Origin of the sequence: Aliiroseovarius sp. (assembly GCF_965228805.1) — a bacterium.
Lineage (GTDB): Bacteria > Pseudomonadota > Alphaproteobacteria > Rhodobacterales > Rhodobacteraceae > JASBTN01.
In genome coordinates this window covers 2,340,203-2,366,339 of the sequence record NZ_CBDDIE010000003.1, presented here as the reverse complement: position 1 = coordinate 2,366,339, position 26,137 = coordinate 2,340,203, and the positions used below count along the sequence as shown (strand labels likewise).

The 26,137-nt window shown below is 64.7% G+C and carries 26 protein-coding genes; 12 read left to right on the top strand and 14 right to left on the bottom strand.

The features are described 5' to 3' along the window. Position 1: 1 nt before the first annotated feature. The 4 genes from ACO07D_RS12600 to ACO07D_RS12585 are packed head-to-tail and all read right to left on the bottom strand — an operon-like array spanning position 2 to position 6,679. Positions 2-2,068 (bottom strand): hypothetical protein, encoded by a 2,067-nt coding sequence (locus ACO07D_RS12600; protein WP_421703295.1) that lies wholly within the window; start codon positions 2,066-2,068, stop codon positions 2-4. Further along, positions 2,065-4,815 carry a DUF4159 domain-containing protein gene (locus ACO07D_RS12595; protein WP_421705029.1) on the bottom strand — a complete coding sequence of 917 codons (2,751 nt, stop codon included), beginning with the start codon at positions 4,813-4,815 and terminating at the stop codon, positions 2,065-2,067. Before ACO07D_RS12595 ends, ACO07D_RS12600 begins: the two co-directional genes overlap by 4 nt. After that, a complete protein-coding gene (locus ACO07D_RS12590; protein ID WP_421703294.1) occupies positions 4,815-5,681 on the bottom strand; it encodes a DUF58 domain-containing protein in 867 nt (288 codons plus the stop codon). The genes ACO07D_RS12595 and ACO07D_RS12590 overlap by 1 nt, the downstream gene beginning before the upstream one ends. After that, positions 5,678-6,679, bottom strand: a complete 1,002-nt coding sequence (locus ACO07D_RS12585) for an AAA family ATPase (RefSeq protein ID WP_421703293.1) — start codon at positions 6,677-6,679, stop codon at positions 5,678-5,680. Before ACO07D_RS12585 ends, ACO07D_RS12590 begins: the two co-directional genes overlap by 4 nt. A 61-nt stretch (positions 6,680-6,740) precedes the next feature. Between ACO07D_RS12585 and ACO07D_RS12580 the strand changes: the two genes are divergently transcribed. The 6 genes from ACO07D_RS12580 to ACO07D_RS12555 all read left to right on the top strand — a co-directional run bounded on the left by ACO07D_RS12580 (position 6,741) and on the right by ACO07D_RS12555 (position 10,945). After that, the gene (locus ACO07D_RS12580) at positions 6,741-7,307 is read left to right on the top strand and encodes a DUF1285 domain-containing protein (protein WP_421703292.1); all 567 of its coding nucleotides are present in this window, start codon (positions 6,741-6,743) and stop codon (positions 7,305-7,307) included. Positions 7,308-7,457: 150 nt separating this feature from the next. Further along, a complete protein-coding gene (locus tag ACO07D_RS12575) occupies positions 7,458-8,219 on the top strand; it encodes a hydroxypyruvate isomerase family protein (RefSeq protein ID WP_421703291.1) in 762 nt (253 codons plus the stop codon). Then, entirely contained in the window at positions 8,216-9,253 is a 1,038-nt protein-coding gene (locus tag ACO07D_RS12570) for a hypothetical protein (RefSeq protein WP_421703290.1), read from the top strand. The genes ACO07D_RS12575 and ACO07D_RS12570 overlap by 4 nt, the downstream gene beginning before the upstream one ends. A gap of 64 nt (positions 9,254-9,317) precedes the next feature. Then, the gene (locus tag ACO07D_RS12565; RefSeq protein WP_421703289.1) at positions 9,318-9,701 is read left to right on the top strand and encodes a VOC family protein; all 384 of its coding nucleotides are present in this window, start codon (positions 9,318-9,320) and stop codon (positions 9,699-9,701) included. Further along, on the top strand, positions 9,701-10,390 hold the full coding sequence (locus ACO07D_RS12560; protein ID WP_421703288.1) for a helix-turn-helix transcriptional regulator: 690 nt from the start codon (positions 9,701-9,703) through the stop codon (positions 10,388-10,390). The genes ACO07D_RS12565 and ACO07D_RS12560 overlap by 1 nt, the downstream gene beginning before the upstream one ends. A gap of 123 nt (positions 10,391-10,513) precedes the next feature. Further along, positions 10,514-10,945, top strand: a complete 432-nt coding sequence (locus tag ACO07D_RS12555; RefSeq protein WP_421703287.1) for a hypothetical protein — start codon at positions 10,514-10,516, stop codon at positions 10,943-10,945. 3 nt (positions 10,946-10,948) lie between these two features. On the opposite strand, the gene ACO07D_RS12550 is transcribed toward ACO07D_RS12555, so the two are convergent. From ACO07D_RS12550 to ACO07D_RS12530, 5 genes are all read right to left on the bottom strand, one after another. After that, the gene (locus tag ACO07D_RS12550) at positions 10,949-11,644 is read right to left on the bottom strand and encodes an SGNH/GDSL hydrolase family protein (RefSeq protein ID WP_421703286.1); all 696 of its coding nucleotides are present in this window, start codon (positions 11,642-11,644) and stop codon (positions 10,949-10,951) included. After that, entirely contained in the window at positions 11,626-14,412 is a 2,787-nt protein-coding gene (polA, locus tag ACO07D_RS12545) for a DNA polymerase I (RefSeq protein WP_421703285.1), read from the bottom strand. The genes ACO07D_RS12550 and polA overlap by 19 nt, the downstream gene beginning before the upstream one ends. 44 nt (positions 14,413-14,456) lie before the next feature. After that, on the bottom strand, positions 14,457-14,651 hold the full coding sequence (locus ACO07D_RS12540; protein WP_421703284.1) for a zinc-finger domain-containing protein: 195 nt from the start codon (positions 14,649-14,651) through the stop codon (positions 14,457-14,459). A 348-nt stretch (positions 14,652-14,999) separates the two neighbouring features. Then, positions 15,000-15,383 carry an HIT domain-containing protein gene (locus tag ACO07D_RS12535; RefSeq protein ID WP_421703283.1) on the bottom strand — a complete coding sequence of 128 codons (384 nt, stop codon included), beginning with the start codon at positions 15,381-15,383 and terminating at the stop codon, positions 15,000-15,002. A gap of 20 nt (positions 15,384-15,403) precedes the next feature. After that, positions 15,404-16,981, bottom strand: a complete 1,578-nt coding sequence (locus ACO07D_RS12530) for a DUF5928 domain-containing protein (RefSeq protein ID WP_421703282.1) — start codon at positions 16,979-16,981, stop codon at positions 15,404-15,406. A gap of 151 nt (positions 16,982-17,132) precedes the next feature. Here ACO07D_RS12530 and ACO07D_RS12525 point away from each other — a divergent pair, with 151 nt between their 5' ends. Then, a complete protein-coding gene (locus ACO07D_RS12525) occupies positions 17,133-17,951 on the top strand; it encodes a sulfotransferase family protein (protein WP_421703281.1) in 819 nt (272 codons plus the stop codon). A 36-nt stretch (positions 17,952-17,987) separates the two neighbouring features. Then, positions 17,988-18,404 (top strand): OsmC family protein, encoded by a 417-nt coding sequence (locus tag ACO07D_RS12520; RefSeq protein WP_421703280.1) that lies wholly within the window; start codon positions 17,988-17,990, stop codon positions 18,402-18,404. A gap of 748 nt (positions 18,405-19,152) precedes the next feature. Here the strand turns inward: ACO07D_RS12520 and ACO07D_RS12515 are convergent. Both ACO07D_RS12515 and nth read right to left on the bottom strand, forming a co-directional pair. Beyond that, the gene (locus ACO07D_RS12515) at positions 19,153-20,145 is read right to left on the bottom strand and encodes an adenosine kinase (protein WP_421703279.1); all 993 of its coding nucleotides are present in this window, start codon (positions 20,143-20,145) and stop codon (positions 19,153-19,155) included. After that, positions 20,142-20,786, bottom strand: coding sequence for an endonuclease III (nth, locus tag ACO07D_RS12510; protein ID WP_421703278.1), 645 nt, complete (start codon positions 20,784-20,786; stop codon positions 20,142-20,144). Before nth ends, ACO07D_RS12515 begins: the two co-directional genes overlap by 4 nt. A gap of 99 nt (positions 20,787-20,885) precedes the next feature. Here nth and ACO07D_RS12505 point away from each other — a divergent pair, with 99 nt between their 5' ends. From ACO07D_RS12505 to ACO07D_RS12490, 4 genes are all read left to right on the top strand, one after another. Continuing rightward, positions 20,886-21,932: a Hint domain-containing protein gene (locus tag ACO07D_RS12505; RefSeq protein WP_421703277.1), complete on the top strand. Its 1,047-nt coding sequence runs from the start codon at positions 20,886-20,888 to the stop codon at positions 21,930-21,932. 66 nt (positions 21,933-21,998) lie between these two features. After that, positions 21,999-22,856 (top strand): methylated-DNA--[protein]-cysteine S-methyltransferase, encoded by an 858-nt coding sequence (locus ACO07D_RS12500; protein ID WP_421703276.1) that lies wholly within the window; start codon positions 21,999-22,001, stop codon positions 22,854-22,856. A gap of 132 nt (positions 22,857-22,988) precedes the next feature. Next, positions 22,989-23,633 (top strand): OmpA family protein, encoded by a 645-nt coding sequence (locus ACO07D_RS12495; RefSeq protein WP_421703275.1) that lies wholly within the window; start codon positions 22,989-22,991, stop codon positions 23,631-23,633. Between the two features lie 220 nt (positions 23,634-23,853). Continuing rightward, positions 23,854-24,609: a FadR/GntR family transcriptional regulator gene (locus ACO07D_RS12490; RefSeq protein WP_421703274.1), complete on the top strand. Its 756-nt coding sequence runs from the start codon at positions 23,854-23,856 to the stop codon at positions 24,607-24,609. A gap of 3 nt (positions 24,610-24,612) precedes the next feature. Here the strand turns inward: ACO07D_RS12490 and ACO07D_RS12485 are convergent, their stop codons facing one another. From ACO07D_RS12485 to ACO07D_RS12475, 3 genes are all read right to left on the bottom strand, one after another. Continuing rightward, positions 24,613-24,822: a YgaP family membrane protein gene (locus ACO07D_RS12485; protein ID WP_421703273.1), complete on the bottom strand. Its 210-nt coding sequence runs from the start codon at positions 24,820-24,822 to the stop codon at positions 24,613-24,615. Positions 24,823-24,990: 168 nt separating this feature from the next. Continuing rightward, entirely contained in the window at positions 24,991-25,548 is a 558-nt protein-coding gene (locus tag ACO07D_RS12480) for a F0F1 ATP synthase subunit B (protein WP_421703272.1), read from the bottom strand. Positions 25,549-25,552: 4 nt separating this feature from the next. Next, on the bottom strand, positions 25,553-26,083 hold the full coding sequence (locus ACO07D_RS12475) for a F0F1 ATP synthase subunit B' (protein WP_421703271.1): 531 nt from the start codon (positions 26,081-26,083) through the stop codon (positions 25,553-25,555). Positions 26,084-26,137 lie beyond the last annotated feature (54 nt).

Genomic DNA, 26,137 nt, shown 5'->3' with positions numbered 1-26,137 from the left:
GCTAACCGGTGACCCGTCTCCGCCCTTCCCACAGCCACGCAGCAATCGCCAACCCGGCCAGGACCAGCAGGATCAGCCAGGCCGGGGCCAGGGGCACGACCGTCAGCGCCGTGGTCACATAGGCCTCACGCGGGGTGTAGCCGATCCACCCCAGTCCCGCCGACGGGCGCCCCGGACGCACGGGACGCAGGGCGGGCATGCCCTCTTCCAACCGTTTCACTACGCCGCCCGAACCCTCCAAGGCCGGGGCCAGCAACTCCCCGGTCGCCACGGTCTGTTCGAATTCGCGCGGGGCAGCCGGGCCAAGTGCGGCAACCGCAGTCAGGTCGCCCTCTTCCAACCGATAAAGCCCCATTTCCGGCGCCAGATAGGTGCCACGATAAAGCCCCGGGGCCTCTTCGGTCAGGGGCAACAGCTCTTCCTCGCCATCGGGGCGGGTCACGGTGACCTCCCGCGCGCCCTCGCCCAGGGTCCGGCGGGTCACCACCAAACGCAGCCCCTCGGCCTGGGCGCTCAACGCCTCTTCCTCCAGCTCGGGTTCCTTCATCATCCAATGGGCCAGGCGGCGCAGCAGTTCCAGCTGCGGCCCGCCGCCCTCGTATCCCCGGCTCCACAGCCAGGCATGATCGGATCCCAGCAAGGCCACGCGCCCCTCGCCCACCCGATCAAGGCTCAACAGCGGACGATCGAGCCCCTGCATGACGACCTGGCCGGTTGCACCCGGTTCCAGTTCGACAAGGCGCAGCCAACGGCCCCAGCCGCCCGGCGGGGCAAATTCTTCAAGCCCGCGGGTGACCGGATGGCGCGCCCCCAGATCGGTCACCTCAGGGGCGAATTCACGTTCGATCACATGGGAACTTGGCGCGGCGGGCAGGATATCCCCCAAGGGTGAACGCGCGAGGCTCTGCGCGGTGGCGAAATCCGGCCCAGCCGCCACCAGCACCGCACCGCCATCCATCACATAGTCCCGCACCGACCCCAGGTATTGCCCCGGCAGGATGCCGCGCAGCATGTAGCGATCGAAGATGATCAGGTCGAACTCGGTGACCTTTTCCAGGAACAGCTCCTGCGTCGGGAAGGCAATCAGGCTGAGCTCGCTCACCGGCACACCGTCCTGCTTGTTCGGCGGACGCAGGATAGTGAAATGCACCAGATCAACAGAAGCATCCGATTTCAACAGGTTACGCCAGGTGCGTGTGCCCGGATGCGGCTGGCCGGAGACCAGAAGCACGCGCAGCCGGTCGCGTACGCCGCTGATCTGCACCACGGCGGCATTGTTGCGTGCAGTCAGTTCGCCAGGCTGTTCGGCGACCGAGAAACGGATGACGTTCTGCCCGCCGTGAGTCAGCACGATGGGTAGGCGCAGGCTCTCGCCCACCGGCACGTCGTGATAAACCGGATCACCGCCATCTACCGAGATTTCCAGCGTGGTGCGGGTGTTGCCCGGGGGCGCTGCGCCCTGATCTTCGATACGCAGCCAGATCTCCTGCTCCTCGTTCAGGATCGCGAAGGCAGGGGCGTTTTCGACCACCAGGCGGCGGTCCCAATCCGTGTCCCGCCCGGTCAGCAGCAAATGCGCGGGCGCCGGGCTGTCCGGCATCAGCTCCACATCATGCGCGCGCCCGTCCGAAATCACCACGACACCCGCCACCCGGTCACGCGGCAGCTCCGCCAGCGCCTGCGAAAGCGCCGAGGCCAGCCGCGTGCCCTGATCTCCCTCGCCGTCTCCAACCCGGGTCAGGGTCATCTCGAGCCCTTCCGTGGCGGCCACCCGCGCCTCGACCGCCGTGAGGGCTGTCGCAGTTTGATCCGCTCGATCCGACAGGTGCTGCGAGGCGCTTTCATCCAGCAAAACCAACAGGATATCCGTCAGAGGATCGCGTTCCTCCTGCTGCAATGACGGACCGGCCAGGGCAAAGAGTATCCCCGCGAGGGCCAGCGCGCGCAGCGCCCAGCCCGACAACCCACGCCAGGCGCCAAGCGCCACCAAGAGCACCGCCAGCGCCCCCAGACCGGCCAGGATCGGCCAGGGCAGCGCAGGGTCGAAAATCACGCTGGTCGCATTCATTGGCCCAGCCTTTCCAGCAGAGCCGGCACATGCACCTGATCGCTCTTATAGTTGCCGGTCAGCACATGCATGACCAGGTTCACGCCGAAACGATAGGCCATCTCGCGCTGCCGCTCCCCTGCCCCGCCGCGCCCGACCGGCAGCAGGGGCCGTCCGTTTGCATCCACTGCCCAGGCCCCGGCCCAGTCATTGCCGCCGATGATCACCGGCGTGACCCCGTCATTGAGGTTGCGAAACGGCATGCCCTCGGCCTGTTCGGCATCGGGCGGCGCGGCCTCGGCCCAGACCGGCTGACCGGCGTAACGGCCCGGGAAGTCCCCCAGCAGGTAGAATGTGCGCGTGAGCACGTGATCCAGCGGGATCGGCTCCAGCGGCGGCACGTCCAGGGGCGCGGCCAGGGCGCGCAGGCGCTGGCCCGCCGCGGTTGATCGCCCCGCCCCGCCCAGGTTCGCATCACGGGTGTCGAACAGGATCAGACCGCCCCCGGCAAGATAACGATTCAATCGCCCGTAGGCTTCGGGCGATGGCAACGACTGCCTCTCGCTGACCGGCCAGTAAAGCAGCGGGTAGAGCGACAGCTCGTCCACCTCCAGATCCACGCCAATCGACGGCGCCGGTTCGACCGAACTGCGGCGGGTCAGCTCGCCCGCCAGCCCATCCAGCCCGGCGCGGGCCAGGGCATCGAGGTCAGCATCTCCGGTGATCACATGGGCCAGGGTCACTTCGGCTGCGGCGGCCAGGTGGGCCGGGTCTGTCGGTTCCCCGTCCTGGGCCTGGGCATCCGGGGTCAATAGCACCGCGCACGCCAGAGCGGCCATGGCACCGCCCAGCCGACCACTCAGACGCAGCGCGGCCAGGATGTCGGCCAACAGCAGGACCAACGCCGCCAGCAGAAACCAGTGCCCCAGCGGCTGCGCCGCGCGGCCCATATCCCAGACCGGCGTCACGCGGGCAGGCCAATGGGCCGGGGACAGCTCCGCCTCCGCCCCCAGCGCGTTCACGGCAATGCGCCGGTCGGCCTCGGCATAAAGCCCCGGCGGCAAGTCCGGCCCGGCGAGGCCAGCCAGACGCTCGCCCGCCACACCGGCCATCGCCTCGGCCTTGCTCAGCACGCCGAACCCGTCCAACACCTGCTCCGCCTGCCAGGTCGTACCGGTCAGCGTCTCCGCCTCCGGCCGCGTCGGCCGGGTCGACACGGCCAGCCGCTCCAACATCTGCACGAACAGGCCCGAGAGCGGCAGGCTCGACCATTCCGCGTTGGCCGAGACATGGAACAGCACCACCGCCCCCTCGCCCAGCGCCTTGCGGGTGACCAGCGGCGTGCCATCGGCCAGCGCCGCAATGGTGCGCTCGCCCAGGTCGGGGCCGGGCTCGGCCAGCACCTGGGCCGAGACCAGCACATCATCGGGAATGACCAAGCCGTGGAAGGGCGATTGATCGCTGAACGGGGCCAGCGCGCGCGGGCTTCCCCAGCTCATCGCGCCACCGACATTGCGCCCCCCGGCGCGCAGGCGCACGGGCAGCAGGATATCCTCGATCCCGCGACCAATGTCGCTGGCAGCCAGGCGCGGCCCGGCAAAGCGCAGAAGCAAGCCGCCCTGCGCCACCCATTCCGCCACGGCGCGCTGGTCGGGTTCAGCCAAGGTGGCGACATCGGCCAGGATCACCACGTCGGGGCTGGCCTGAATGAGCTCGTTCAGCGCGCCTTCGATCAGCTCGGCGGTCGGCTCCAGCGCCTGGCGCAGATAGTGCAGCGGCGAGAGCAGCTCCAGCCCCTCGCGATCCGCGCCGCCCACCAGCGCCACGCGGCGGCGGCGCAGGCTGTCATCAGCCAGGGCGACGGTGCCGGCACTGCGGATGCCTTCAACCTCGAACCGGGTCAGACGGTTGCGCAACTCGGGCGGCAGAGTCAGGGCCGTTTCCGCACGGGTTGCGCCGGGGGCAAGGGTCAACTCGGCGCGGGCCAGGGCGCGTTCGATGCCCGTTGGGTCCGGACCAATGGCCGAGATCTGCACCGAGCGTTCACCGCCATCGGCGCTGCGCAGAAGCTCCAGTTTCACCGCGCCATCCTCGAACCGCGGCGGCAAAAGGCCCAGGCGCGGCGCGGGCGGCTCGGCGACGCTCACCGTGCCCGCCTGTTCAAACATGGCCAGAAGGGTGGCGCGACCGTCCCGCGCAAGACCGTCGGAGAGCCACAGCGTCTCCGCGCCGGGCAGGTCCGACGCCCAGGCCATAGCCGCGCCATAGCTCGGCGCCCAGGCCACCGGGCCCAATCCGGTCAGACGGGCCCGCCATTCCCCTGCCGGGCGCAGCGGCAGCCCCTCGCCCGGCACGTCCGAGGCCAGAACAACCGCCACCGGGCGCGCATCCTGCGCGGCCTCGGCCAAGGCGGCGTCCACTGCCTCCATGCGCGCGGCCCAATCGGGTGCGGCGGCCCAGCCATTGTCGATGAAGACCAGCAGAGGACCGCTTTTCGCAGCCCCCGCCCGTTCCGGGTTCAGGACCGGTCCCGCCAGCCCGATGATCAGCCCGGCCACCGCCAGCATACGCATCAGAAGCAGCCACCAGGGCGTGCGGTCCGACTGCTGTTTGCGATCCTCCAGCCCCAGCAGAAGCACGACACCCGGGAAGCGCCGCCGGATCGGCGCGGGCGGCACGGCGCGCAACAGCCACCACAGAACCGGCAACCCGGCCAGAGCCAGCAGCAGCCACGGCGTGGCAAAGCCTATCGGGCCCAGCGCCCACATCAGCGCTGCCGCTCCATCGCGTGATAAAGCCACAGAAGCGCCGCCGCCGGGGCATCCCCGGTGTGATGGGTGTGAAAGCGCCAACCATGGCTGGCCGCCAGGGCCGCCAGCGCCGCCTTTCGCGCCGCCAACCGCTCCTGGTAGGCCTCCCGCAGGTCCGCCGCCTCGCGTGTCTCATGGCGCATCCCGCCGGACATGGAGTGGAACAGGGTGCGGCCTGAGAAGGGAAATGCCTCCTCCACCGGGTCCAACACCTGCAAGAGCGCGCCCGAGAGCCCGCGATCCGTGGCGCGAGCCAGCGCCGCTTCAACTGCCTCGATCGGGCCCAGGAAATCCGACAGGAACACCGCGCGGCCATGGCGGGGCAGCTGCGTTAGACGGGGTTCACCGTATTCCGCCTCCTCCTCGGCCATGAGTAACCGCGCCATGCGTTCGACCTGCAAATCCCCGGCCTGGGGCGGGTTCGGCATGTCCGACAGACCGACCCGTTCGCCGCCCCGCACCAGCAAGGACGCAAGCGCCAGCCCCAACACCGCCGCACGATCCGCCTTGGTCACGCGATCCTCGGCGGCAAACTGCATCGCCGCCGAGCGGTCGACCCAGAACACCACGGACTGCGCCGCCTGCCATTCCTTTTCCTGCACGAAATGCTGGTCCGACCGGGCAGACCGCCGCCAGTCGATCGCGCGCGCCGGGTCCCCCTGCATCGCCGGGCGATATTGCCAGAAGGCATCGCCCATGCCGGGGCGTCGTCGCCCATGTTCACCCAGTTGGATCGAGGCCGCGAGCTGTCGCGCCTCCGCCAGCAGGGGCGGCAGGGGTTGGGCCAGCGCCTCGGCCCGTGCGCGCAGGGCAGCTGGGCTCAAGCGGCCGCCTTCCCGGCCCGATCCGCCACCACGTGGTCAATCAGCGCGGCCAGGCTTTCGCCACGTGCCCGCGCGCCATAGCTCAGCGCCATGCGGTGGATCAGAACCGGCCGCGCCAGCGCATGAAGGTCCGCAAGCCCCGGCACCAGACGCCCGTCCAGCAGAGCCCGCGCCCGCACCAGCAGCATCAAGGCCTGCGCCGCGCGTGGCCCCGGGCCCCAACTGACCGCTTCGCGCACCGCCGCCGGCGCGCTGTCGTCATCCGGGCGGCAGGCGCGCACCAGATCCAGGATCGCCTCGACCAGCGCCTCGCCCACCGGCATGCGCCGCAGAAGGTGCTGTGCCGCCATCAACTCACCGGCTGTAAAGACCGGTTCAGCCTCGGCCTCTTCGGTGCCGGTCGTGGCCAGCAGGATGTCACGCTCCGCATCCCGGGTCGGGTACTCCACGTCGATCTGTAACAGGAACCGGTCCAGCTGCGCCTCGGGCAACGGATAGGTGCCCTCCTGCTCCAGCGGGTTCTGCGTGGCGAGCACATGGAAGGGCGCGGGCATCTCATGTTCATGCCCCGCAATGGTCACCGCGCGTTCCTGCATCGCCTGCAGCAGAGCCGATTGCGTGCGCGGGCTGGCGCGGTTGATCTCGTCCGCCAGCAGCAACTGACAAAAGATCGGCCCCTTCAGGAACCGGAACGCCCGCGTGCCGCCCTGGCCTTCCTCCAACACTTCCGATCCCAGGATATCCGCGGGCATCAGGTCCGGCGTGAACTGCACCCGTCCCGCGTCCAGCCCCATCACCGTCGACAGGGTCTCGACCAGGCGTGTTTTGCCCAAGCCGGGCAGGCCGATCAACAAGGCGTGGCCGCCCGACAGCATTGCCGACAGGGTCAGGTCCACCACTTCTTCCTGGCCGATGATCCGGCGCGCAATCGACGCCTTGGCCTGGGCCAGTTTCACGCCCAACGCCTCGATCTCGGCCACAAGCTCTTCGTTCGTCATGGAAATCCTCCGCCAGCCGGTCTATTCAGCCATTAAAGGCGCAAACCGTGGGTGGGTACAAATGACAAAAGCGCAATCCGGTGAAAAAACGCCGAAACTTGAAGGTTTGGCAGGGGCGGCGGAACAGGCCGCGCCCAAGGGATTGCCGCCCGTGCACCTGTGGACCCCCCCGCTGTCGGGCGTCATGAACATGGTCATCACCCGCGACGGGCGCTGGATCCACGAGGGTGGCGAAATCCGGCGCGAAGGGCTGGTCAAGCTCTTCGCCTCGATCCTGAAACGCGAAGGGGACGCCCATTTCCTGGTCACCCCGGTCGAGAAATGGCAGATTTCGGTCGAGGACGCGCCTTTTGTCGGCGTGGACGTGGATATGACCGGCATGGGCCGCGTGCAGGAAGTGCAGGTCACCACCAACCTGGGCGACGTGGCGCGGATCGACGCGGACCACCCGCTGCGGCTGGAGGGAGAGGTACCCTATGTCACCATCCGCCGCAATCTCGAGGCACGGCTGGACCGCAAGAGTTTCTATCGCCTTGTCGATCACGCAGTTAATTTCGACGGGCAGTTTGGCCTCTGGTCGGGCGGGATATTCTTCCCGCTGGCGCCTTCCGAGGCGCTGGAGGGCTGAACTGGGACGGGGAGAATTCGAACATTTCTTGGCTTTTTTGCTCGTCTATGCGCCTAGAGATTCCACTTTTCCAGCATTTGCCTCGTTTTTGCCCTCGCCATTGCTCCACATCCGCAGCCCGTCTATCCTCCGCGATGACAAGGAGAACCCATGCCCCGTTTCGCCGCCAATCTCAGCTTTCTCTTTCGCGAACTGCCCTTCCTGGACCGCTTCCAGGCGGCGGCCGAGGCCGGGTTCACCGCGGTCGAGGTGCTTTTCCCCTATGACGACGCGGCCAGCGAGATCACCCGACGCCTGACCATGAACGGGCTGACCATGGTGCTGATCAACACCCCGCCACCAAACTGGACCGGCGGCGAGCGCGGTTTCGCCGCCCTGCCCGGCGGCAGCGACCGGTTTCGCCACGATTTCAAACGCGCACTGCGCTTCGCCCAAGCCCTGCGCGCCAATCACCTGCATATCATGGCGGGCAAGGCTAAGGGGCTGGTCGCGCGCAAGACCTTCATCGACAACCTGAAATGGGCCTGTGAACAGGCGCCCGAGCAAAGCCTGACCATCGAGCCGATCAACCACACGGACATGCCGGACTATTTCCTGCACGGCTTCGACCAGGCCGCCGAAATCATTGCCGAGGTCGACGCCCCCAACCTCGGCCTGCAATTCGACGCCTACCACGCCCAAATGATCACCGGCGACATGTTGGGCCAATGGGAAGCCCACAAACACCTGGTGCGCCACATCCAGGTCGGCGGCTACCCGGGGCGCAATGAACCCATTCAGGGCGAAATCGACTACCCGGCCTGGTTCCGGCAGCTGGACGCCGAGGGATACAAGGGGTTCGTCTCCGGCGAGTACCACCCAACCGCGCAGACCGACGCCGGGCTGATCTGGTTGACGGACGGGTTGGAATGAAGCGCCACGCCTCTCTGCTGCCCTGGCGCAAAGGATCCCTCCTCCCCGTGGAAGTGCAGAAGTCGATCTATGACGCGGCAAGCCTGTCCCGAGTGAGTATCACCCAACGCGGTACGCTGAATCGTACCATTGAGCTCCTTGCGCCGTTGCCTCCCAACCTGGCACCGAACGCGGAACGTGAAATCCGAGAGCTTTGGTCCTACGCCCAACGCCAACAGCCCCTACATCCCAAGCGCCTATTGCTGCTCACGCCTGAAACCACCCTGTTCAAGTGGCCATCTGTTGCTCCCCTGTTCTTCGGCTACATCGATGGACGCATTCGCCAACGCGCACTTGAGCGCACGTCGCACCTCCCTCCAGGTGGCTTCTTCCTCGGCCTGCTCCTGTGGCGTCTTAACGACTGGGCCGCACCGGTCCGCGAAGCCGCCGAGGCCTGCCTGACACGCTGCCTGCCACAGATCCCACCCGAAGACCTGCGCGCGGCCCTGCCCTTGATGACCCTACGCATGCCCTCCTGGGCACGTGGCGCGGATACGGGCCGGGCTCTGCCCCGCCTGCTGCAACAGGGGCGCGGGTTGGAGGCGCTGCGCGATGCGCTCATGGCCGGTCACACCGGCCCCCTGCCGCGCATGTTCAAACAGGCGCTGAAGACCGATCTGCTGGACCGCGACCTGCCAACGCTGGCTCGTGACGCCCGCCACCCGCAAGTCCGCGAACATGCGGCGCGTTGCCTGTTGGAGGGCAAGGCGCGCTGGTGGGTCGGGCGAAGCTGGGAGTGGGTCGACAAATCAATGGGAGAGACACGGGAGTTCTCGGTCTTCGACAGCCGCCCAGTGCCCGCGCCGCCAGACCGCGCCGCCCTGATCCGCAACTGCGCCACCGACCGCCTGCCGGGGCTGCGCAAGCTCGCTGCCGACCGGCTGATCGCGGGGGATTGTCCTGCACTTCTGGCAGAACTCCTCCCTGCGCTGGCCGCCGACCGCAACACGGCCGTGCGGGATCGCGCCAATTTCCTCTCCCGCAAACACTCCTGACAGATAGCTGTCAGGAGCCCTGTGCGATCTTTGCCTCATCAACCTTGATGATGGAGAGTACAATATGTCCGACCAAGCCCCTCAAACCGCTGTTTGCTGGAATGAAATTCCCGTTTCCGATATGGATAAGGCCGTGGAGTTCTACAACGCCGTGTTCAAATGGACCCTGACAATCGACACCTCGGGCCCGAACCCGATGGCCTGGCTGGCCGGTGACATGAACACCGGCGGCGGGCATCTCTATCCGGGTAAACCGGCCTCGGGCGGCAATGGGCCGACCGTGCATATCGTCGTGCCCGACAAGGTCGAAGAGGCCGCCGAACGCTGCACCGCCGCCGGGGGTACGGTCCTGTCCGACGCCATCGAAATCCCGCCGGGACGGTTCATCTATGCGATCGATCCCGATGGCAACTCGCTGGGCCTGTTCGAGCCCAACAGGGCCGCCTGATGCGTAGGGCCGACCGTCTCTTTCGCCTCGTGCAACTGCTCAGGGGCGGTCGGCTGACCACAGCGCAGGCGCTGTCTGAGAAGCTCGAGGTCAGCCCGCGCACGATCTATCGCGACGTGGCCGACCTGATCGGCTCCGGCGTGCCGATCGAGGGCGAGGCGGGCGTCGGCTATATCATGCGCGAGGGCTATGACATGCCGCCGCTGATGTTTACCCGCGACGAGGTCATGGCCCTGGTCGCGGGGGCGCGCATGGTGCGCAGCTGGGGCGGCGCCTCCATGGCGCTGGCCGCCGAGGAGGCGCTGGGCAAGATCCAGGCGGTGCTGCCGCCGGGGCTCGCGCAGGGCGCCGAGCGGGTCGAGATCCACGCGCAGGGAAACTGGTCCCTGACCGATGCGGAACGCACCCTGATCGACCGGTTGGAGGCAGCGACCGATACCCGCGTAACCGTGACGCTCGATTACGAAGATGCAGAAGGCGCGGCCAGCACCCGCGTGGTGCGCCCTCTGGGGCTTCTCTTCTGGGGCAAGGTCTGGACCCTGGCCGCTTGGTGCGAGTTGCGCAATGATTTCCGCATGTTCCGCATCGATCGCATCCGCGACATGGCCGAAGGCCCGGCCTTCCGGCCCGAGAAGGACAAGTCCCTGGCGGCCTTTTATGCGGCCCATGAGGCACCTGATAGGCCATAACGGCCGGTGTCACTCAGCTCCAAAGACCCGCTGCACACCGCGCTATGGCATATCAACGCCGGTGCTGACTTTCTGGCCGAAAGCACACCGATCCCTTTTCATGTCCCGCTCAGGAGGTGCCCAATGACCTGGTTAAAACCCATCCTTCTTGCCATCCTGATCGTTCTGGGCTTCGCCGTGGAACGTGCCAATGCCGGGCCAAGCTCTCTTTTGATTTGTCAGGGGGGCGGAGATATGCAGGCTCTGATCGGTCGCGACTATGTCCGCATCGAGTTCACCCAGGCCCGCGTCGACGCCGAACGCCGTGCCCCGCGCGCCGGGGAATGCGCCTGGGCGGATCGCCCGATGCATCAGGATGAGCCCGCCCAACTGCTGTTCGTGGGCGGCCGATCCGGCCATGCCAGCACCAGTTGCAACGGCACCCTGTGCTACACGCGCATGAATGTCGGCACCCCGGCCTATCTTGCCGCGCAGGTGATGGAGGGGGGCCGGTTCCAGCTTCGCGTAAGGCAGGGCCGAGGCAGGGTCCTGCATGTGGTCGAGGTACTGCGTTAAGGCCTACTCGACGCCGATCACCCTGGCAATGCGCCGGGCGATCTCCAGGCTGGCCTTGCGCGAGGGATGGATCATGTCGACGCCGTGATAGCTGCGGTCGCCCTCGGGCACCATGTCGGCGATGGACAGGAAGACCATGCCCTCTTCGGCGTCGGCCAACCGGTCGATGCGCGCTTCCAGGATATCGCCCTCGTCCCGGCAACTGTCGATCGGGCTGTCCACGCCGGGGCTGCGCAGATAGCCGATCCAGAGCACCCTGGCCCCACCGGCCTGCAGTCGATCGACCAGTTTCGGGATCGCGCCCCGCCGCCCGTCTTCCGATATCAGCTTGCCCAGCTTGCGGTCGCATTTCTGGCAGCCGCAGCCGAACCACAGGTCATTGCCGCCGCCGTTGACCACGATCCAATCCCAGCCCGCATCGCGGTCAACCTTGCGGAACTGTTTCGGGATCGACAGTCCCAGTGCGCCGGTGACCGGCAGCTTGTAGAGCATGCGCGCGCCCCCGACCGACCGGTCCTTGACCTCGGCGCCCAGCAATTTCTCCAGCCGGTCAGCGACTGAGGTGCCCGACACCGAATGCCAGGCCAACAGGCTGTCGCCGATCACCAGGACGCGCGGCGCTTCCGCGAAGACCTTGACCGGAAAGGCCAGGGCCAGCGCCACCAGAAACGCCCGCAGGATCAATGCGCCTCGGCCCAATTGTCCCCCTGCCCGGCATCCACCACCAGCGGCAGGTCGAGCTTGACCACGGGCTCCGCCGCCCCCTCCATCACCGCGCGCACGGTCTCGATGGTGTCGTCAATGGCGTCCTCATCCACCTCGAAGATCAATTCGTCATGCACCTGCAACAGCATCTTGGCGGGCAGGTCGCGAATGGCATCCGGCATGCGGATCATCGCCCGGCGGATCACATCCGCCGCCGTGCCCTGGATCGGCGCATTGATCGCCGCGCGTTTGGCAAAGCCCGCATGGGGGCCCTTGGCGTTGATCTCGGGCGTGTGGATCCTACGGCCGAACAGGGTCTCGACACGACCATGTTCCTTGGCGAAGCCGACGGTCTCGTCCATGTAGCGGCGAATGCCCGGGAAACGTTCGAAATAGCGGTCGATGAACCCCTGCGCCTCGGCCCGCGGAATGCGCAGGTTGCGCGCAAGGCCGAAGCCCGAGATACCATAGATCACACCGAAGTTGATCGCCTTGGCCTGGCGGCGAATGTCCGGCGTCATCTCATCCAGCGGCACGTCGAACATCTCGGACGCGGTCATCGCGTGAATGTCATGCCCCGCCCGGAACGCATCCTTCAGGGCTTCGATCCCCGCCATCTGCGCCAGGATGCGCAGCTCGATCTGGCTGTAGTCGAGGCTGATCAGCTTCTTGCCCTCGGGCGCCACGAAAGCCTCGCGGATACGCCGACCTTCCTCGGTGCGCACCGGGATGTTCTGCAGGTTCGGATCGGTCGAGGCGAGCCGACCAGTATTCGCCCCGGTCTGCGCATAAGACGTATGCACGCGCCCGGTCTCGGGATGGATATGGGTCTGCAACGCGTCCGTGTAGGTCGATTTCAATTTCTGCAACTGGCGGTAATCCAGCACCCGCGCGGCGAAATCGTGTTCGGCCGCCAGGTCCTCCAGCACATCCGCCGGGGTCGACCATTGCCCGGTCTTGGTGCGCTTGCCGCCCTCCAACTCCATCTCGCCGAACAGGATTTCCCCCACCTGCGCGGGGCTTTGCACGTTGAACTCGCGCCCTGCGATCTCGTGCAGTTCGGCCTCATAGCCCGCCATCTTCTGGGCAAAGGCATTGGACATGCGGCTCAGCGTATCGCGGTCGACCTGGATGCCGTGCATCTCCATCTCGGCCAGCACCGGGACCAGCGGACGTTCCAGTGTCTCATAGACCCGCGTGACCTGGGCTGCATGCAGTTTCGGCTTGAACAGCTGCCACAGGCGCAGGGTGATACCCGCGTCCTCGGCGGCGTATTTCACGGCCTCGGCAATCGGCACCTTGTCGAAGGTAATCGCGCTTTTGCCGGTGCCCAGCAGTGTCTTGATCGAGATCGGCTTGTGGTTCAGATACCGTTCGCTCAGCGCATCCATGCCATGATTGTGCACGCCCGCATTCATCGCGTAGGACATGAGCATGGTGTCGTCGATCGGCGCGACGCGGACCCCATAGCGCGCGAAGATCTTCGCGTCGTATTTCATGTTCTGACCGATCTTGAGGATCGCGCCGTCCTCCAGCACCGGCCTCAGGATCGCCAGCGCCTCGTCGGTGGCCATCTGCCCCTCGGCCAGGGCATCGCCGCCAAACAGGTCATCCGTCGCGCTTTCACGGTGGATGAGCGGGATATAACAGGCCTCTTCCGGCTCCACGGACAGGGAAATCCCCACGAGGTCCGCCTGCATTTCGTCCAGCCCCGTGGTCTCCGTATCCACGGCCACATAGCCGCGTTCGCGAATGCGGGTGACCCAGGCGTGCAGAGCCTCCGCCTCCTTCACCCATTCGTATTTCTCCGGGTCGATGGGGGCTTGTTCGGGTTCGTCCGGCTCCGGCGTGACATCGCGGATTTCCGGCGCCTCCATGCCCAGCTTGCCCGCCACCCGGTTGGTGAGCGTGCGAAACTCCATATCCGCGAGGAAGGGCAGCAGGACCGACGGCTCCGGATCCTTCAGCTCCAGGCTGTCCAGGCCGAAATCCAGCTCCATGTCATCGACCAGCTTGACCAGGTCGCGGCTGATGCGGATCTGATCGGCCTTCTCGATCAGGGTCTGGCGGCGCTTGGGCTGCTTGATCTCTTCTGCACGGGCCAACAGGGTCTCAAGGTCGCCATATTCGTTGATCAGCAGAGCCGCGGTCTTGATGCCGATCCCCGGCGCGCCGGGCACGTTGTCCACACTGTCGCCCGCCAGCGCCTGCACATCGACGACGCGGTCGGGTCCGACGCCGAACTTCTCTTCGACCCCCTCGACGCCGATGCGCTTGTTCTTCATCGGGTCGATCATCTCGACCCCTCCACCGACCAACTGCATCAGGTCCTTGTCGGACGAGATGATCGACACCCGTCCCCCAGCCGCATCGGCCTGACGGGCCAGCGTGGCGATGATGTCATCGGCTTCGAAGCCTTCGACCTCGATACAGGCGATATTGAAGGCGCGGGTGGCGTCGCGGGTCAGGGGAAACTGCGGCACCAGATCCTCGGGCGCGGGCGGGCGGTTCGCCTTGTAGTCCGGGTACATCTCGTTTCGAAACGTATGGCCGGAGTAATCAAACACCACCGCGACATGGGTCGGCGCATCATCGCCCTTCGCATCCTCGACGAATTTGAAGAGCATGTTGCAAAAACCCGCCACGGCCCCGATCGGCAACCCGTCCGACTTGCGTGTCAGCGGCGGCAGCGCGTGATAGGCGCGGAAAATGAAGGCCGAGCCGTCGACCAAGTGCAAATGACATCCTTTGCCGAAGCTCATGCCCCGCCCTCCCCTGTTCGCATCATCTGTGGGCGGTTTCCGCCTCAGGCAGCCCCGGACATCACTGTGTCAGCCGCGTCCTTGTGCACGTATTTGGCGTCGCAATAAGGGCATTCGACCCAGCCCTGTTCCGCCGGGATCTGCAGCCAGACCCGTGGGTGACCCAGCGCGCCTTCGCCGCCGTCACAGGCAATCTTGTAGCTGTCCACCACCTTGGTTTCGGGTGCGTCCTGGCTCATGTCTTATCCTCTTTGTGACCGCGCCAACGCGCGTGCAAATCTGTCGCGCCATGATACCAGCGCGCGATGCGCCCGCAAGGTGATTCCCTGTCGGGTCAAGGAGGCCGAAGGCCCCGCGCAAACGCGCGACTTGTCCTTGAGGCGACAGGGAATCGCCCAACCATGGGCATGGCGCCTTGAGGGGCAGCCCTGCCCCTCAAGCGCTTCTCAGCAAGAAAAGCACCCTCTCAACCGGCACGCCGTCGAACCGACATGAAACGCCAACCACGCGCGCCAATCCCGAGCCAGGCCACCGCCTGGCGAGACATCAAGCGTGCGCGCAAGCGCGCTCCACCAGGAAACGCCGCCTCAGTCGAAACGCTTCAACATGCGCCCCAGCACACGCCCCGAGGCGATGTGCACATGCAGATGCTGCACTTCCTGCACGCCCGCCTCGCCCGAATTGGCGATCATGCGATAGCCCATGCCGCCCGCGCCGGGCTCCACGCCCATGGCGGCGCAAACCTTGCCGATGGCGCGGGTAAAGCCGACCACCTCGGCGTCCGAGGCCTCGGCGGCGAAATGGTCATAATTCACATAAGGTCCCTTGGGGATCACCAGCACATGCTGGGGCGCCTGGGGCTGGATGTCGCGAAAGGCCAGGGCAAACTCATCCTCATAGACCGTGTCATTGGGGATCTCGCCCCGCAGGATCTTCGCAAAGATGTTCTGGTCGTCATAGGTATAGGCCATGGGATCCCCCGGTCAGCAGGTCAGTCAGCAAACAGATAGTCGGTCGCGGCGATCTCGCGCGCCCTTTCTTCGGGGATCGACAGGAATTTCGCAAGGGGCTGGGCGTTTTCGTCCGGCCCGTCCGCCTCGCGCATGCGGTAATACTCCTCGAACCCCGCATCACGGATGCGGTCGCTTTCGAACCGCACATCGCGGCGGATCGCGGGCAACAGCCGGTCGATCGCATCCTGCGGCGTGCGCTCGCCCGCCAGGCCGATGCGTTTCGCGTGACCCAGCAGGTAGTCCTCGCTGAACTCGCTTTCGACCTCCAACAGTCGGGTCATCGAGCGGTCGGAAAAGAAGTCCTGCATCAGGTCCATGTTGTCCGGGTCCATGCAGATCAGCAGCCGGTCGGTCTCGTAATAATCAAACAGCATGCGCACCAGAGCGCGGCGGTGGCGGGTGCGTTTCTCCAGGCTGCCCTGAATGCCGCCCAGATCCGGCAGCGGAGTGCCTTCCTCGTCAAACAGGTATTCGATCACCGGCAGGTTCATCACCTGCTTGACCCGATCCGCCAGCCGCTTGCCCACGTGCCATTTCTTGGCCACGACGATCAACAATTCGCGTTCACGGCCCAGGCTGCTTTCCACCTCCCAGAAGCGCGGCGCAAATCGCCGCCCGATCCGTCCCCGTCCGGTCAGGAACTTGAACAGCGAGCGCCCTTCGTTCGAGATCTGGAAGTCCACACCCTCGGCGGCGTAAAGGTCACCCAACCGCGCCTTCAGCTCCTTGGCTTCCGGGCTGATCTTGCGGGCGAACAGGAAGTCCTGGCTCAGCAGCAAGTCATAGTGATCATTGTAGAATGTCACCGGCATGCCGTAGTCGGTGAACATCAGGAAGGTCAGGGTGCGGGTGCGGATTTCCGCCTCCGGCACCAGGTGGCGCACCAGGGTCTGAAAAAAGGTCTCATCCGGGATCCAGGTGGTGCGGAAGAAGCGCATCACGTCCTTGCGCTCCCGCGTCATGTTCAGGATCCATTCGATGGTGCGCCTACGCAGGCACCACCATTGGCTGCCGATCATGATCTGCAAATCCGCCGGGATCTTGCGCGTGAACCCCAGGCGTTTCTGCAGGTTGTAGCTGGCATAGAATCGCCGCGGCTGGCTGCGTTCATTGAAGAAATGGCGGTAGATCAGCCGCTCTTCCTTCATGCCGGTCTTGATCCAGTCGCTTTCGAAATAATCGAAGCTCTCGATGTAATCGACGTCTTCGGCGTCCAGAAAATCATGGGCGTATTCGGCCGATTTGATCGCCATGCAATCGCCCGAGACCATGTAGAAATGGGTGGCGCGCGGGAAGGCCTCGACCGCCGCTTCGACAGCGTACAGGGTCGCCTGAACCAGGCTCCACGCCCCCCAGCCGCATTTGATGCGTTTCTGGGCGAAGGCGACGTTGGGATTGTCCTTAAGCGCGGCCTGAATCTTCTCGTAATGTTCGGGCTTGGCGCGGGCATCGAAGTGAATCGAGATATAGTCGCCCACCGCCGTCAGGCGCGTGGCCTGATTGATGATCCCGTCCGGGTCCTTGTGACACAGCAGAATGAAGGCGATTTTTGCCATTTTGGAAACCAAAACCTCAGTTACGCGGCATTGTTGCCATAGATAACGTGAAGAACCATTGAATAAACACCGTTTTTTTGGTTTTTTCACCCACATTAACCCGGAGGCGTGTGAACAAGCCTATAACGGGTGCAAAAGGAGGCGTTCGAGTATGGGTTTTCCAGGAACCTGGATGACGGAAAGCGAAAGCGTGGTCTATCGCGTGGTGCCGAAATGCGCCTGCTCGTCCATTGGCCAGATCATGTTCTATTCCGATCATGGCGAGTTCTTCGACGGTGACATTCACGACAGCAAGGACCGTCTGCACAAGTGGTCGCAGGAGCACAGCCAGCCTTTGATCGAGGCCAATGTGACCGGCCACAAGAGCTATGCCTTCACCTGCGTGCGCAACCCTTACACGCGCATCCTGTCGTCTTTCTTCGACAAGATCTGCGGCATTCAACGCAATGGCCGCCGCTATCGCGGCAACCTGGTGCCGCTGTTGATCCAGAAATATGGGATCGAGGTCGGCAGCCCCGAAGACGAGTTCGACTTCGACCAGATCAAGAGCTTCCGCCGCTTCCTTCTGTTTGCCCGCGACACCATCCGGTGGCGCCGCCCGATGGACCCGGACATCCACTGGTCCGCCATGTCCGGCCATGTGTCGACCTTCATCCTGAACGGCGGCACCTATGACAACATCTTCTGGACCGAACAGTTCAACGACGGCATGCAGTCGGTGCTGGACGCGATCGAGACGCCGCACGCGGTCGACCTCTCCGCAATCCCGCGTTTCAACGAAAGCGAAGGCCACGGGCCCAAGCGTGCCCACCCGGTCGAGGACTATTTCGACGACTTGTCGATGCACCTGGTCTATGAGATCTACAAGCGCGACTTCGACCTGTTCAAATATGATTTCCACGACCCGTCGAACAAGATGCCGGTGGGGGAGATCGACCTGGACGAAGTGCACGCCAAGCTGGGCGAATGAGCGCCCGGCACCACCTCTGATCTGCGGAGACATGACATGAAAGCACGCGTGAAGTGGGCCGAGGGGCGCACCTTTCTGGGCACCTCCGGCACCGGCCATTCGATCGTCCTGGGCACCAGCCATGGCGAGGGCGGCACCCCGGGGCCGAGCCCGATGGAGCTTCTGCTGATCGGCACGGCGGGCTGTTCGGCCTATGACGTGGTCTCGATCCTGGAAAAGGGCCGCCAGCGCATCGAGGATGTCGACGTGGCGGTGGACGCGGTGCGCGCCGAGTCCGATCCCAAGGTCTTTACCAAGATCCACCTGCAGTTCACCGTGAAGGGGCGCGGCATCTCCGAGGCCAAGGTCGCCCGCGCCATCGACCTGTCGGTGGACAAGTATTGCTCAGCCTCGCAGATGATGGCCGCCGCCGCCGAAGTGACCCACGGGTTTGAGGTCGTGGATACCGAATAGGCCCTGTACCGGGGGAACGGGGGCCTCGGCTCACGCCTCGGCCCGCTGTCGGTGGCTCACTTCGTGAGCCTGAAGGGGCACGGTAAGAAGTGCGACCATTTGACTGCAACAGACAGTTGACCAGTTTCAATTGCGTGTGGAGTGTGCATCCAGAAATAAGCACCACTAAACGGCAGCGCGCTTAAATGCGCCGAAGGAGAGATCAATGAAATTGCGCAGTGCTTTTGTTGCCGGTATTTACACGACCCTTTGCGCCTGCGTCCCAACAACAAGCTACTATCTTTTTAACTCCAGGGCGGATGTCTCCGACGCACACCAAGCTGACTTCCAGTGTGAACTCGCCGCAGCCAGGGCAGTGCCGACAGCAACCAGGATTGCTACGACACCTAGGTACACAACTCCGGTTTCTACTAGCTGCTACGACACTGGATACTCGGTCCAATGCCGCACGACAGGTGGGCAGACCTATGGTGGGAATACCTACTCGTATGACGCCAACCGAGGGCTCCGAAATGAGTTCTACGCGCAATGCATGTTGGACCGAGGGTGGCGGGTTTACGAACTGCCTGACTGCGACCCTGCGAAAGTGCCCGCTGATCTCAAGGAACAGCTCAGGGGGAAGCTCAGAAAACCCGCTGACGGTGCCTGCTTTCTTCGCTTCACCGAACGCGCCGGGAACATTGTATACGCAAATGAGCTTCTAAATTGACCCGGATGTGGCGCTAAATTCTTTTTCAAGTGAGCTGGCTTACACCAGACCCTTATCGCGCAGCAACGCCAGCAGGTTCCGGTCGGCGCGCGGCCCCATGTGGCGGATGACTTCGCTGGCCACCGCACAGCCCATTTCGCCGCAGCTGCGGATATCGGCACCTGTGGCGAGGCCATAGAGGAAGCCCGCCGCGAACCCGTCGCCCGCGCCTGTGGCGTCCACCGGGGTGATCGCCTCCACCGGCACATCCACGCGCGCGCCGTTCTGGATGATCGTCGCCCCCGCACCGGAGCGGGTGCAGACCACCAGCGGGCAGATCGCAGAGGTCTTGGCCAGGGCCTCTTCCCAGTCGTCGGTCTCGAACAGCGATTTGATCTCATCCTCGTTGCCGATCACGTAGTCCAGTTCGTGCTCGATTAGCATCAGGAAATCGGTGCGGTGGCGTTCCACGCAGAACGGGTCGGAAATGGCGATGCCCGCCTTGCCCCCCGCCGCGCGACAGGCGCGGGCCATGGCGATGAAGGCCTCCTTGCCCTTGTCCTTGTCGAACAGGTACCCCTCGAGGAAGACGATCTCCGCCTCCGCCGCAACCGCCGGGTCCACGTCCTCAGGGCCCAGTTCCGCCGAGATGCCCAGATAAGTGTTCATCGAGCGTTCGCCGTCGGGCGACACGAAGATCATCGAGCGCGAGGTCGGAAGCTCGCCGCCCGGCACCGGCGGATTGACGAAACGGGTGCCATCCATCTCCATCGCATCGGCATAGAAATGGCCCAGCGCGTCGTCATGCACGCGACCCACGAAACCGGTCTTCAGACCAAGATTGCCGATGCCCGCCAGCGTGTTCGCCACGGACCCGCCAGCGGCCTGCTTGCGGTTCTCCATCGCACCATAAAGCACTTCGGCCCGGTCCTTTTCGACAAGCTGCATGATGCCCTTCTCGATCCCCATCAGCTCGAGGAAGGTATCGTCGGCGGTGGTCAACACGTCGACGATGGCGTTGCCGATGCCGACAACCTTGTAGGTCTTGGTCATAGTTGTTTGTCCTCATAGGGGCAGATGTCGCGGATCAGGCAGTTGCCGCAGACGGGTTTGCGCGCCTTGCACACATAGCGTCCGTGCAGGATCAGCCAGTGATGGGCGTGCTGTTGAAATTCGGCCGGGATATTGTCCTCGATCGCGCGTTCGACGGCGTCGACATCCTTGCCGGGGCAAATCCCCGTGCGGTTGCCAACGCGAAAAATGTGCGTGTCTACCGCCTGGGCGGGCACTTTCCACCACATGTTCAGAACCACATTGGCAGTCTTGCGCCCGACACCCGGTAGGCTTTGCAGGGCCGCGCGGGACGAGGGCACCTCGCCGCCATACTCCTCGACCAGAATGCGGGCGGTCTTCATCACATTCTTGGCCTTCTGGCGGTAAAGCCCGATGGTCTTGATATGCTCGATCAACCCCTCTTCGCCCAGGTCGAGCATCTTCTGCGGCGTGTCCACCTGCTTGAACAGTTCTTCCGTTGCCTTGTTCACACCAACATCCGTTGCCTGCGCCGACAGGGCAACCGCCACCACCAACGTATAAGCGTTGGTGTGGTTCAACTCCCCCTTGGGCTCTGGCTCTGCCGCGTGGAAACGGCGAAAGATCTCGTGGATCGTCTGATAGTCCATTTGCTTGGCCATGGCTCCGATATGCCTGCTTTGGAGCAAGGGGGCAAGCGTGGGAAACCCGGAATTAACCCTTGTCTGCCAGAGTGTCCGGGCGACCAACCGGGGGCCCAAATGGCGCAATATGAAATCTGGGGCTACAGCTCCAATGCCTTGGCGTATGATCCAATGACCGGCGGCTTCACGCTGGACGGCAGTTATGACTACACCGCCGACCGCATCCAGTTGGTGATCACCGATGACGATCCCTATCTGGACGGGGACTCCGCCTGGCCCGGTACCGGCGATGACACAAACCAATCCGGGGCGATCTACAGCCCGGATGGAACCCTGATTGCGTCGGGCGACGTCTATGTCGCAGCCTATGCGGATATCCAGCTTCCTGATGGCTCCATCGTCACCCTGCAACGGATCGAGGTGGGCGGGGTTCACGTGGGCTACCTATCCAGCGGACCACTTCCGACCGGTGTCGACATGCCGGTGGTCTGGTCGGACGATGTGGATTACTACAACGCGCCCAATATCGGCACGCATTACTCCGTGCCCTGTTTCGGCCCCGGCACCCACCTGATGACAACAGAAGGCGAGGTACCGGTCGATTGGCTGGCCCGCGGTGACCGGCTGATCACCCGCGACAGCGGGGCGCAGCCGGTGCTCTGGGTTGGGCGGTTTCGCGTGCCAGCCGCCGAGGCGCAGGCGGACGACAGCCTGCAACCCTTCCTGATCGAGGCGGGCGCCCTGGGCCCCGATTGCCCCACTCACCCGATGCAGCTCTCTGCCCAGCACCGTGTGCTGCTAACAGGCCATGCGGTCGAATTGCACACCGGCACGGATGAGGCCCTGTCTGCGGTCGCCCATCTGGAGGATGGCGGGCTCTTTCGCAAATTCTGGCCCACCCGCGACTTCGTCTTTACCCATGTCCTGTTGGAACGGCACGAGGTGATCATGGCCAACGGGCTCTGGGTCGAAAGCCTGTTCCTGGGCGAGAATGTCGAGCTGGACCTGCAGCGCCAGGTGCCTCACTCCGTACTTACCCGCCCCGAAGTGCGCCAGGGCCACCGCCAAGCCGCGCGCCTGTGTCTGAAGAAACACGAGGTTATGGCCGTTCTTGGCCGCCATGCCCCTGCCGCCCTGCCCGAACTTCTGCGCGCTGCGGGCTAAACGCGCAGGAAACGGGTCGATTTTCCCAGCCCCCTGCCCCAGATTGGATAGGGAAAGGAGGGCGCCATGGACGGGTCCGAGCAGCAATATCACTACCAGGTCATTCGCCGCGCGATTGACGAGATCGACCGGGCCGAGGGCACGCCCTTGTCGCTGGACGCGCTGGCCGGGCGCATGAACATGTCGCCCGCGCATTTCCAGCGCGTGTTTTCGCGCTGGGTCGGCGTCTCACCCAAGCGCTATCAGCAATACCTGGCCCTGGGTCACGCCAAGAGCCTGTTGCGAGACCATTTCACCACGCTCGACACCGCGCACGCGGTGGGCCTGTCCGGGTCGGGGCGGCTTCACGACCTGTTTCTTACCTGGGAGGCGATGAGCCCCGGCGACTATGCACGCCAGGGCGACGGCGTGACGATCCACTGGGGCTGGTTCGACAGCCCCTTCGGCCCGGCGATCACCATGGCCACGGACCGGGGCATCTGCGGGCTGGGTTTCGCCGGGGAGACTGGGGCGGAGGCGGCGATGGGCGACATGCTGGCCCGCTGGCCGCGCGCCGACTTCGTCGAGGATCCTATGGCGATGCGCCCGATGGTCGACGCGGTATTCGACCAGAAGGGCGAAGCGGCGCTACACCTGATGGGCGCTCCGTTCCAGATCAAGGTCTGGGAGGCGCTGCTGACCATTCCCACCGGCCATGTCACCACCTATTCCGAGATCGCCCAGGCGGTTGGCAACCCCAAGGCCTCACGCGCAGTGGGCAATGCGGTGGGGCGCAACCCCGTGAGCTTCCTGATCCCCTGCCACCGTGCCCTGCGCAAGTCGGGCGAGATGGGTGGTTATCACTGGGGCCAGCCGGTCAAACGTGCGATCCTGGCCTGGGAGGCCGCGCGACTGGATGACGAAGAGGCCATCGGAGCCGCTTGACCCGCGGCCGGATCCCACCACCCCTTCCCCAACAAAACAGGCGGTTTGCCGCGCATTTTCCCCCTTGTTATTCGATATCAACACCCTTTCATGTAAGCGACAACCGACGCAAACGTTTGAAGAGGCAGTATCATGCGCATGAAATCCACTCTTATGCTGGGCGCCGCCGCGACCCTGGCCCTGGCGGGCTGTCAGAGCGGGCTCGAGAACCTCGGCCCGCGCACCCAGACCGGTGCCGCCACCGGCGCGGTCATCGGCGGGCTGATCGGGGCCAGCTCCTCGAACAACCGGGCGGGCAAGGCCGTTATCGGCGCGGCCGTCGGTGCCGCCGTGGGCGGGCTGATTGGCCAAGAGCTCGACCGTCAGGCCGACGACCTGCGCGCCGCAATCGGCAATGACGACGTCTCGATCGTCAACACCGGGTCCGAGCTGATCGTGACCCTGCCCAACGACATCCTGTTCGCCACCGACAGCGCCGTGGTCTCGAACCTGTCGCGCGGCGACCTGGCCGCCCTGGCCCGCAACCTGCAGGACTATCCGAACTCCACCGTCGAGGTGATCGGCCACACGGATGACGAGGGCGACGCTTCCTACAACGTGTCGCTGTCGCGCCGCCGCGCCGCCTCCGTGGCTGCGGTGCTGTTCGACAATGGCGTGTCCTCGCACCGGGTCGTGACCATCGGCATGGGCGAGGATCGCCCGGTCGCCACCAACCTGACCCCCGAAGGGCGTCAGCAGAACCGCCGGGTCGAAATCATCATTCGCCCCAACGCCTGATCCGACCTGTAAGATCAATGTTCCAAGGCCGGGCCATGTGCCCGGCCTTTTTCATACGTTCCGCTGGAAACCTGTCTCACGCGGTTCCGCCGGAACGTGCACCACATTGAAAGGACGTACAGCGTCACGATTTTCGCTGATTTGGGAGGGATCGTGACGCTTTAGGTTGCGACCCTGCCGGAGCGGTCATATTCTTTGACCAATTGAGCACGAGGTCACGATGCCATTTCAGAAAATCCAGTCCGAGAAACTCAGCGCCGCCGTGGTGCGCCAGATCGAGCTTCTGATCCTGCGCGGCATCCTTCGACCCGGTGAGCGTCTGCCCTCGGAACGGGACCTGGCCGAGAAACTGGGCGTCTCGCGCCCGTCCCTGCGCGAGGCCATCGCGGACCTTCAGGAACAGGGGCTTTTGACCGCAAAGGCAGGGGCTGGGATCTATGTGGCGGACGTGCTGGGTTCGGCCTTTTCCAGCTCGCTGATCCGCCTTTTTTCACGCCATGACGAGGCGGTGACCGATTACCTGTCCTTCCGCCGCGACATGGAAGGTCTGGCCGCCGAGCGCGCGGCGAAATACGGCACGGACACCGACCTGCAGGTTATCGACGAGCTTTACCACAAGATGGAAGCGGCGGGCGACGGCATGGGTCGCGAGCTGGATGCCGATTTCCACACTGCCATCATCGAAGCCAGCCACAACGTGCTGATGCTGCACATGATGCGCTCGATGTATGACCTCTTGCGCGAGGGGGTGTTCTACAACCGCCAGGTCATGTTCAGCCAGAAGGTGACCAAGGCCGACCTGCTGGACCAGCACCGCAAGATCAACGCGGCAATCCAGGCGCGCGATCCGGTCCGGGCGCGGGCGGCGATCGAAAGGCACCTCGACCAGGTCTGCGAAGCCTACGAGGATCAGCGTCGCGCCGAACGTAACGAGGAAATCGCCCGCCAGCGGCTGGACCACGAGCGGGCAAAGTAAGCCTTACGCAGGGCGCAGGCCCAGGCGCACCAGGATCCTGGTCAGCGGGCAAAAGCCGGTCAGACCGGATTGGAACAGGTTCAACCCGACAAAGGCAGTGAACCAGAGCCAGCTGAGGTTGGACATGTCGATCTGTCCGGTCAGATGGGCCAGAGCCAGGCTGAGCATCACGAAAAGCCCGGCAAAGGACATGGTGGCACGTTGAGCGTTCATTGGGGTCTCCTGTCGCTTATGTGGCTTTTCTTATATTCATTTAGTCGAATATTTCAACACTCACGAGCAAGCCAGGATAGGTTTCCGTGACCAGGGCCGGCACAAGAAAAAACCCGGGTCACGCGGACCCGGGTTTCCTCACTGTCAGACTTGGCTGGCGCAAACCGCTTAATGCAGCTTCGCCTCCACGTCCTTGATGGCCGCGTCGATCAGCTTGTTGCCTTCGGTGGCGGTCATCTGTTTGGCGATGATGTCGCGGGCGGCGCCCACGGCAACCTGTGCGGCGGTGTCACGCACTTCCTTGACGGCAGCAGCTTCAGCCGAGGCGATCTGGTCCTGAGCCGCGGCCAGACGGCGCGCGATCGAGGCTTTCAGCTCTTCCTTGGCCAGCTCCGCGGCCGTGGCGGCCTCTTCCTTGGCGTGAGCGACGATGCGCTCGGCCTGATCGGCCACTTCCTTCTGCTTGCGCTCATACGAGGCCAGAACGGTCTGGGCCTCTTCACGCAGGGCACGGGCTTCGTCCAGCTCGGACTTGATGCCTTCGGCACGCTTGTCCAGCTGGCCACCCAGCAGTTTCGGCACACCCATGAAGGCCAGGAAGCTGACGAACAGCAGGAAGGCCAGCAGCACCACGAAGTTGGTGTTGCCCAGGCTCAGGAACGGGCCATCAGCGGCCAGCGCCGGAGACGCGGCAAGGATCAGGGCGGGGGTCAGAAGCTTCTTCATGTCCTTACCCTTTCATGCGCGCGTTGATGGCCGCGGTGATGGCCTTGGCATCCGCCTTGCCACCCAGGGCCGCAACGATTTCCTTGGTCGCGTCCTTGGCAACCGCCTTCACGCTTTCCACGGCCCCTTCACGGATTTCCGCGATTGCGGCTTCCGATTCAGCGGCCTTGGCGGCGATTTCGGCATCGGCCTTGGCAGCCGCAGCGTCCACGTCGGCCTGGATCTCGGCCTTGGCTTCGGCGACGATTTCATTCGCCTTGGCGCGGGCGTCGGCCAGAGCCTGGTTGTAGGCGTCTTCGGCCTCGATGGCCTTCTGCTTCAGCTCTTCGGCCGCGGCGATGTCATTCGTGATGGTGGACTGGCGTTCCGCCAGAACCGCCTCGATGCGCGGCAGCGCGATCTTGGTCAGCACGAAGTAGATCACCACCAGGGTGACGACGAGCCAGAAGATCTGGGTCCCGAACGCCGCCGGGTCCAGCTGCGGCATGCCGCCTGCGGCTTCCGCGTGACCGGTGTCATGCGTCGTGTTTGCCATGTCTTAATCTCCTGGAACCGGATTTACAGTGGGCAGGCCGATTGGCGCGACCTG

Coding starts and splice junctions, on each gene's coding strand:
- ACO07D_RS12600 (WP_421703295.1), bottom strand. CDS start 2,068: ATGAATGCGACCAGCGTGATTTTCGACCCTGCGCTGCCCTGGCCGATC.
- ACO07D_RS12595 (WP_421705029.1), bottom strand. CDS start 4,815: ATGTGGGCGCTGGGCCCGATAGGCTTTGCCACGCCGTGGCTGCTGCTG.
- ACO07D_RS12585 (WP_421703293.1), bottom strand. CDS start 6,679: ATGACGAACGAAGAGCTTGTGGCCGAGATCGAGGCGTTGGGCGTGAAA.
- ACO07D_RS12580 (WP_421703292.1), top strand. CDS start 6,741: ATGACAAAAGCGCAATCCGGTGAAAAAACGCCGAAACTTGAAGGTTTG.
- ACO07D_RS12575 (WP_421703291.1), top strand. CDS start 7,458: ATGCCCCGTTTCGCCGCCAATCTCAGCTTTCTCTTTCGCGAACTGCCC.
- ACO07D_RS12570 (WP_421703290.1), top strand. CDS start 8,216: ATGAAGCGCCACGCCTCTCTGCTGCCCTGGCGCAAAGGATCCCTCCTC.
- ACO07D_RS12565 (WP_421703289.1), top strand. CDS start 9,318: ATGTCCGACCAAGCCCCTCAAACCGCTGTTTGCTGGAATGAAATTCCC.
- ACO07D_RS12560 (WP_421703288.1), top strand. CDS start 9,701: ATGCGTAGGGCCGACCGTCTCTTTCGCCTCGTGCAACTGCTCAGGGGC.
- ACO07D_RS12555 (WP_421703287.1), top strand. CDS start 10,514: ATGACCTGGTTAAAACCCATCCTTCTTGCCATCCTGATCGTTCTGGGC.
- polA (WP_421703285.1), bottom strand. CDS start 14,412: ATGAGCTTCGGCAAAGGATGTCATTTGCACTTGGTCGACGGCTCGGCC.
- ACO07D_RS12540 (WP_421703284.1), bottom strand. CDS start 14,651: ATGAGCCAGGACGCACCCGAAACCAAGGTGGTGGACAGCTACAAGATT.
- ACO07D_RS12535 (WP_421703283.1), bottom strand. CDS start 15,383: ATGGCCTATACCTATGACGACCAGAACATCTTTGCGAAGATCCTGCGG.
- ACO07D_RS12530 (WP_421703282.1), bottom strand. CDS start 16,981: ATGGCAAAAATCGCCTTCATTCTGCTGTGTCACAAGGACCCGGACGGG.
- ACO07D_RS12525 (WP_421703281.1), top strand. CDS start 17,133: ATGGGTTTTCCAGGAACCTGGATGACGGAAAGCGAAAGCGTGGTCTAT.
- ACO07D_RS12520 (WP_421703280.1), top strand. CDS start 17,988: ATGAAAGCACGCGTGAAGTGGGCCGAGGGGCGCACCTTTCTGGGCACC.
- ACO07D_RS12515 (WP_421703279.1), bottom strand. CDS start 20,145: ATGACCAAGACCTACAAGGTTGTCGGCATCGGCAACGCCATCGTCGAC.
- nth (WP_421703278.1), bottom strand. CDS start 20,786: ATGGCCAAGCAAATGGACTATCAGACGATCCACGAGATCTTTCGCCGT.
- ACO07D_RS12505 (WP_421703277.1), top strand. CDS start 20,886: ATGGCGCAATATGAAATCTGGGGCTACAGCTCCAATGCCTTGGCGTAT.
- ACO07D_RS12500 (WP_421703276.1), top strand. CDS start 21,999: ATGGACGGGTCCGAGCAGCAATATCACTACCAGGTCATTCGCCGCGCG.
- ACO07D_RS12495 (WP_421703275.1), top strand. CDS start 22,989: ATGCGCATGAAATCCACTCTTATGCTGGGCGCCGCCGCGACCCTGGCC.
- ACO07D_RS12490 (WP_421703274.1), top strand. CDS start 23,854: ATGCCATTTCAGAAAATCCAGTCCGAGAAACTCAGCGCCGCCGTGGTG.
- ACO07D_RS12485 (WP_421703273.1), bottom strand. CDS start 24,822: ATGAACGCTCAACGTGCCACCATGTCCTTTGCCGGGCTTTTCGTGATG.
- ACO07D_RS12480 (WP_421703272.1), bottom strand. CDS start 25,548: ATGAAGAAGCTTCTGACCCCCGCCCTGATCCTTGCCGCGTCTCCGGCG.
- ACO07D_RS12475 (WP_421703271.1), bottom strand. CDS start 26,083: ATGGCAAACACGACGCATGACACCGGTCACGCGGAAGCCGCAGGCGGC.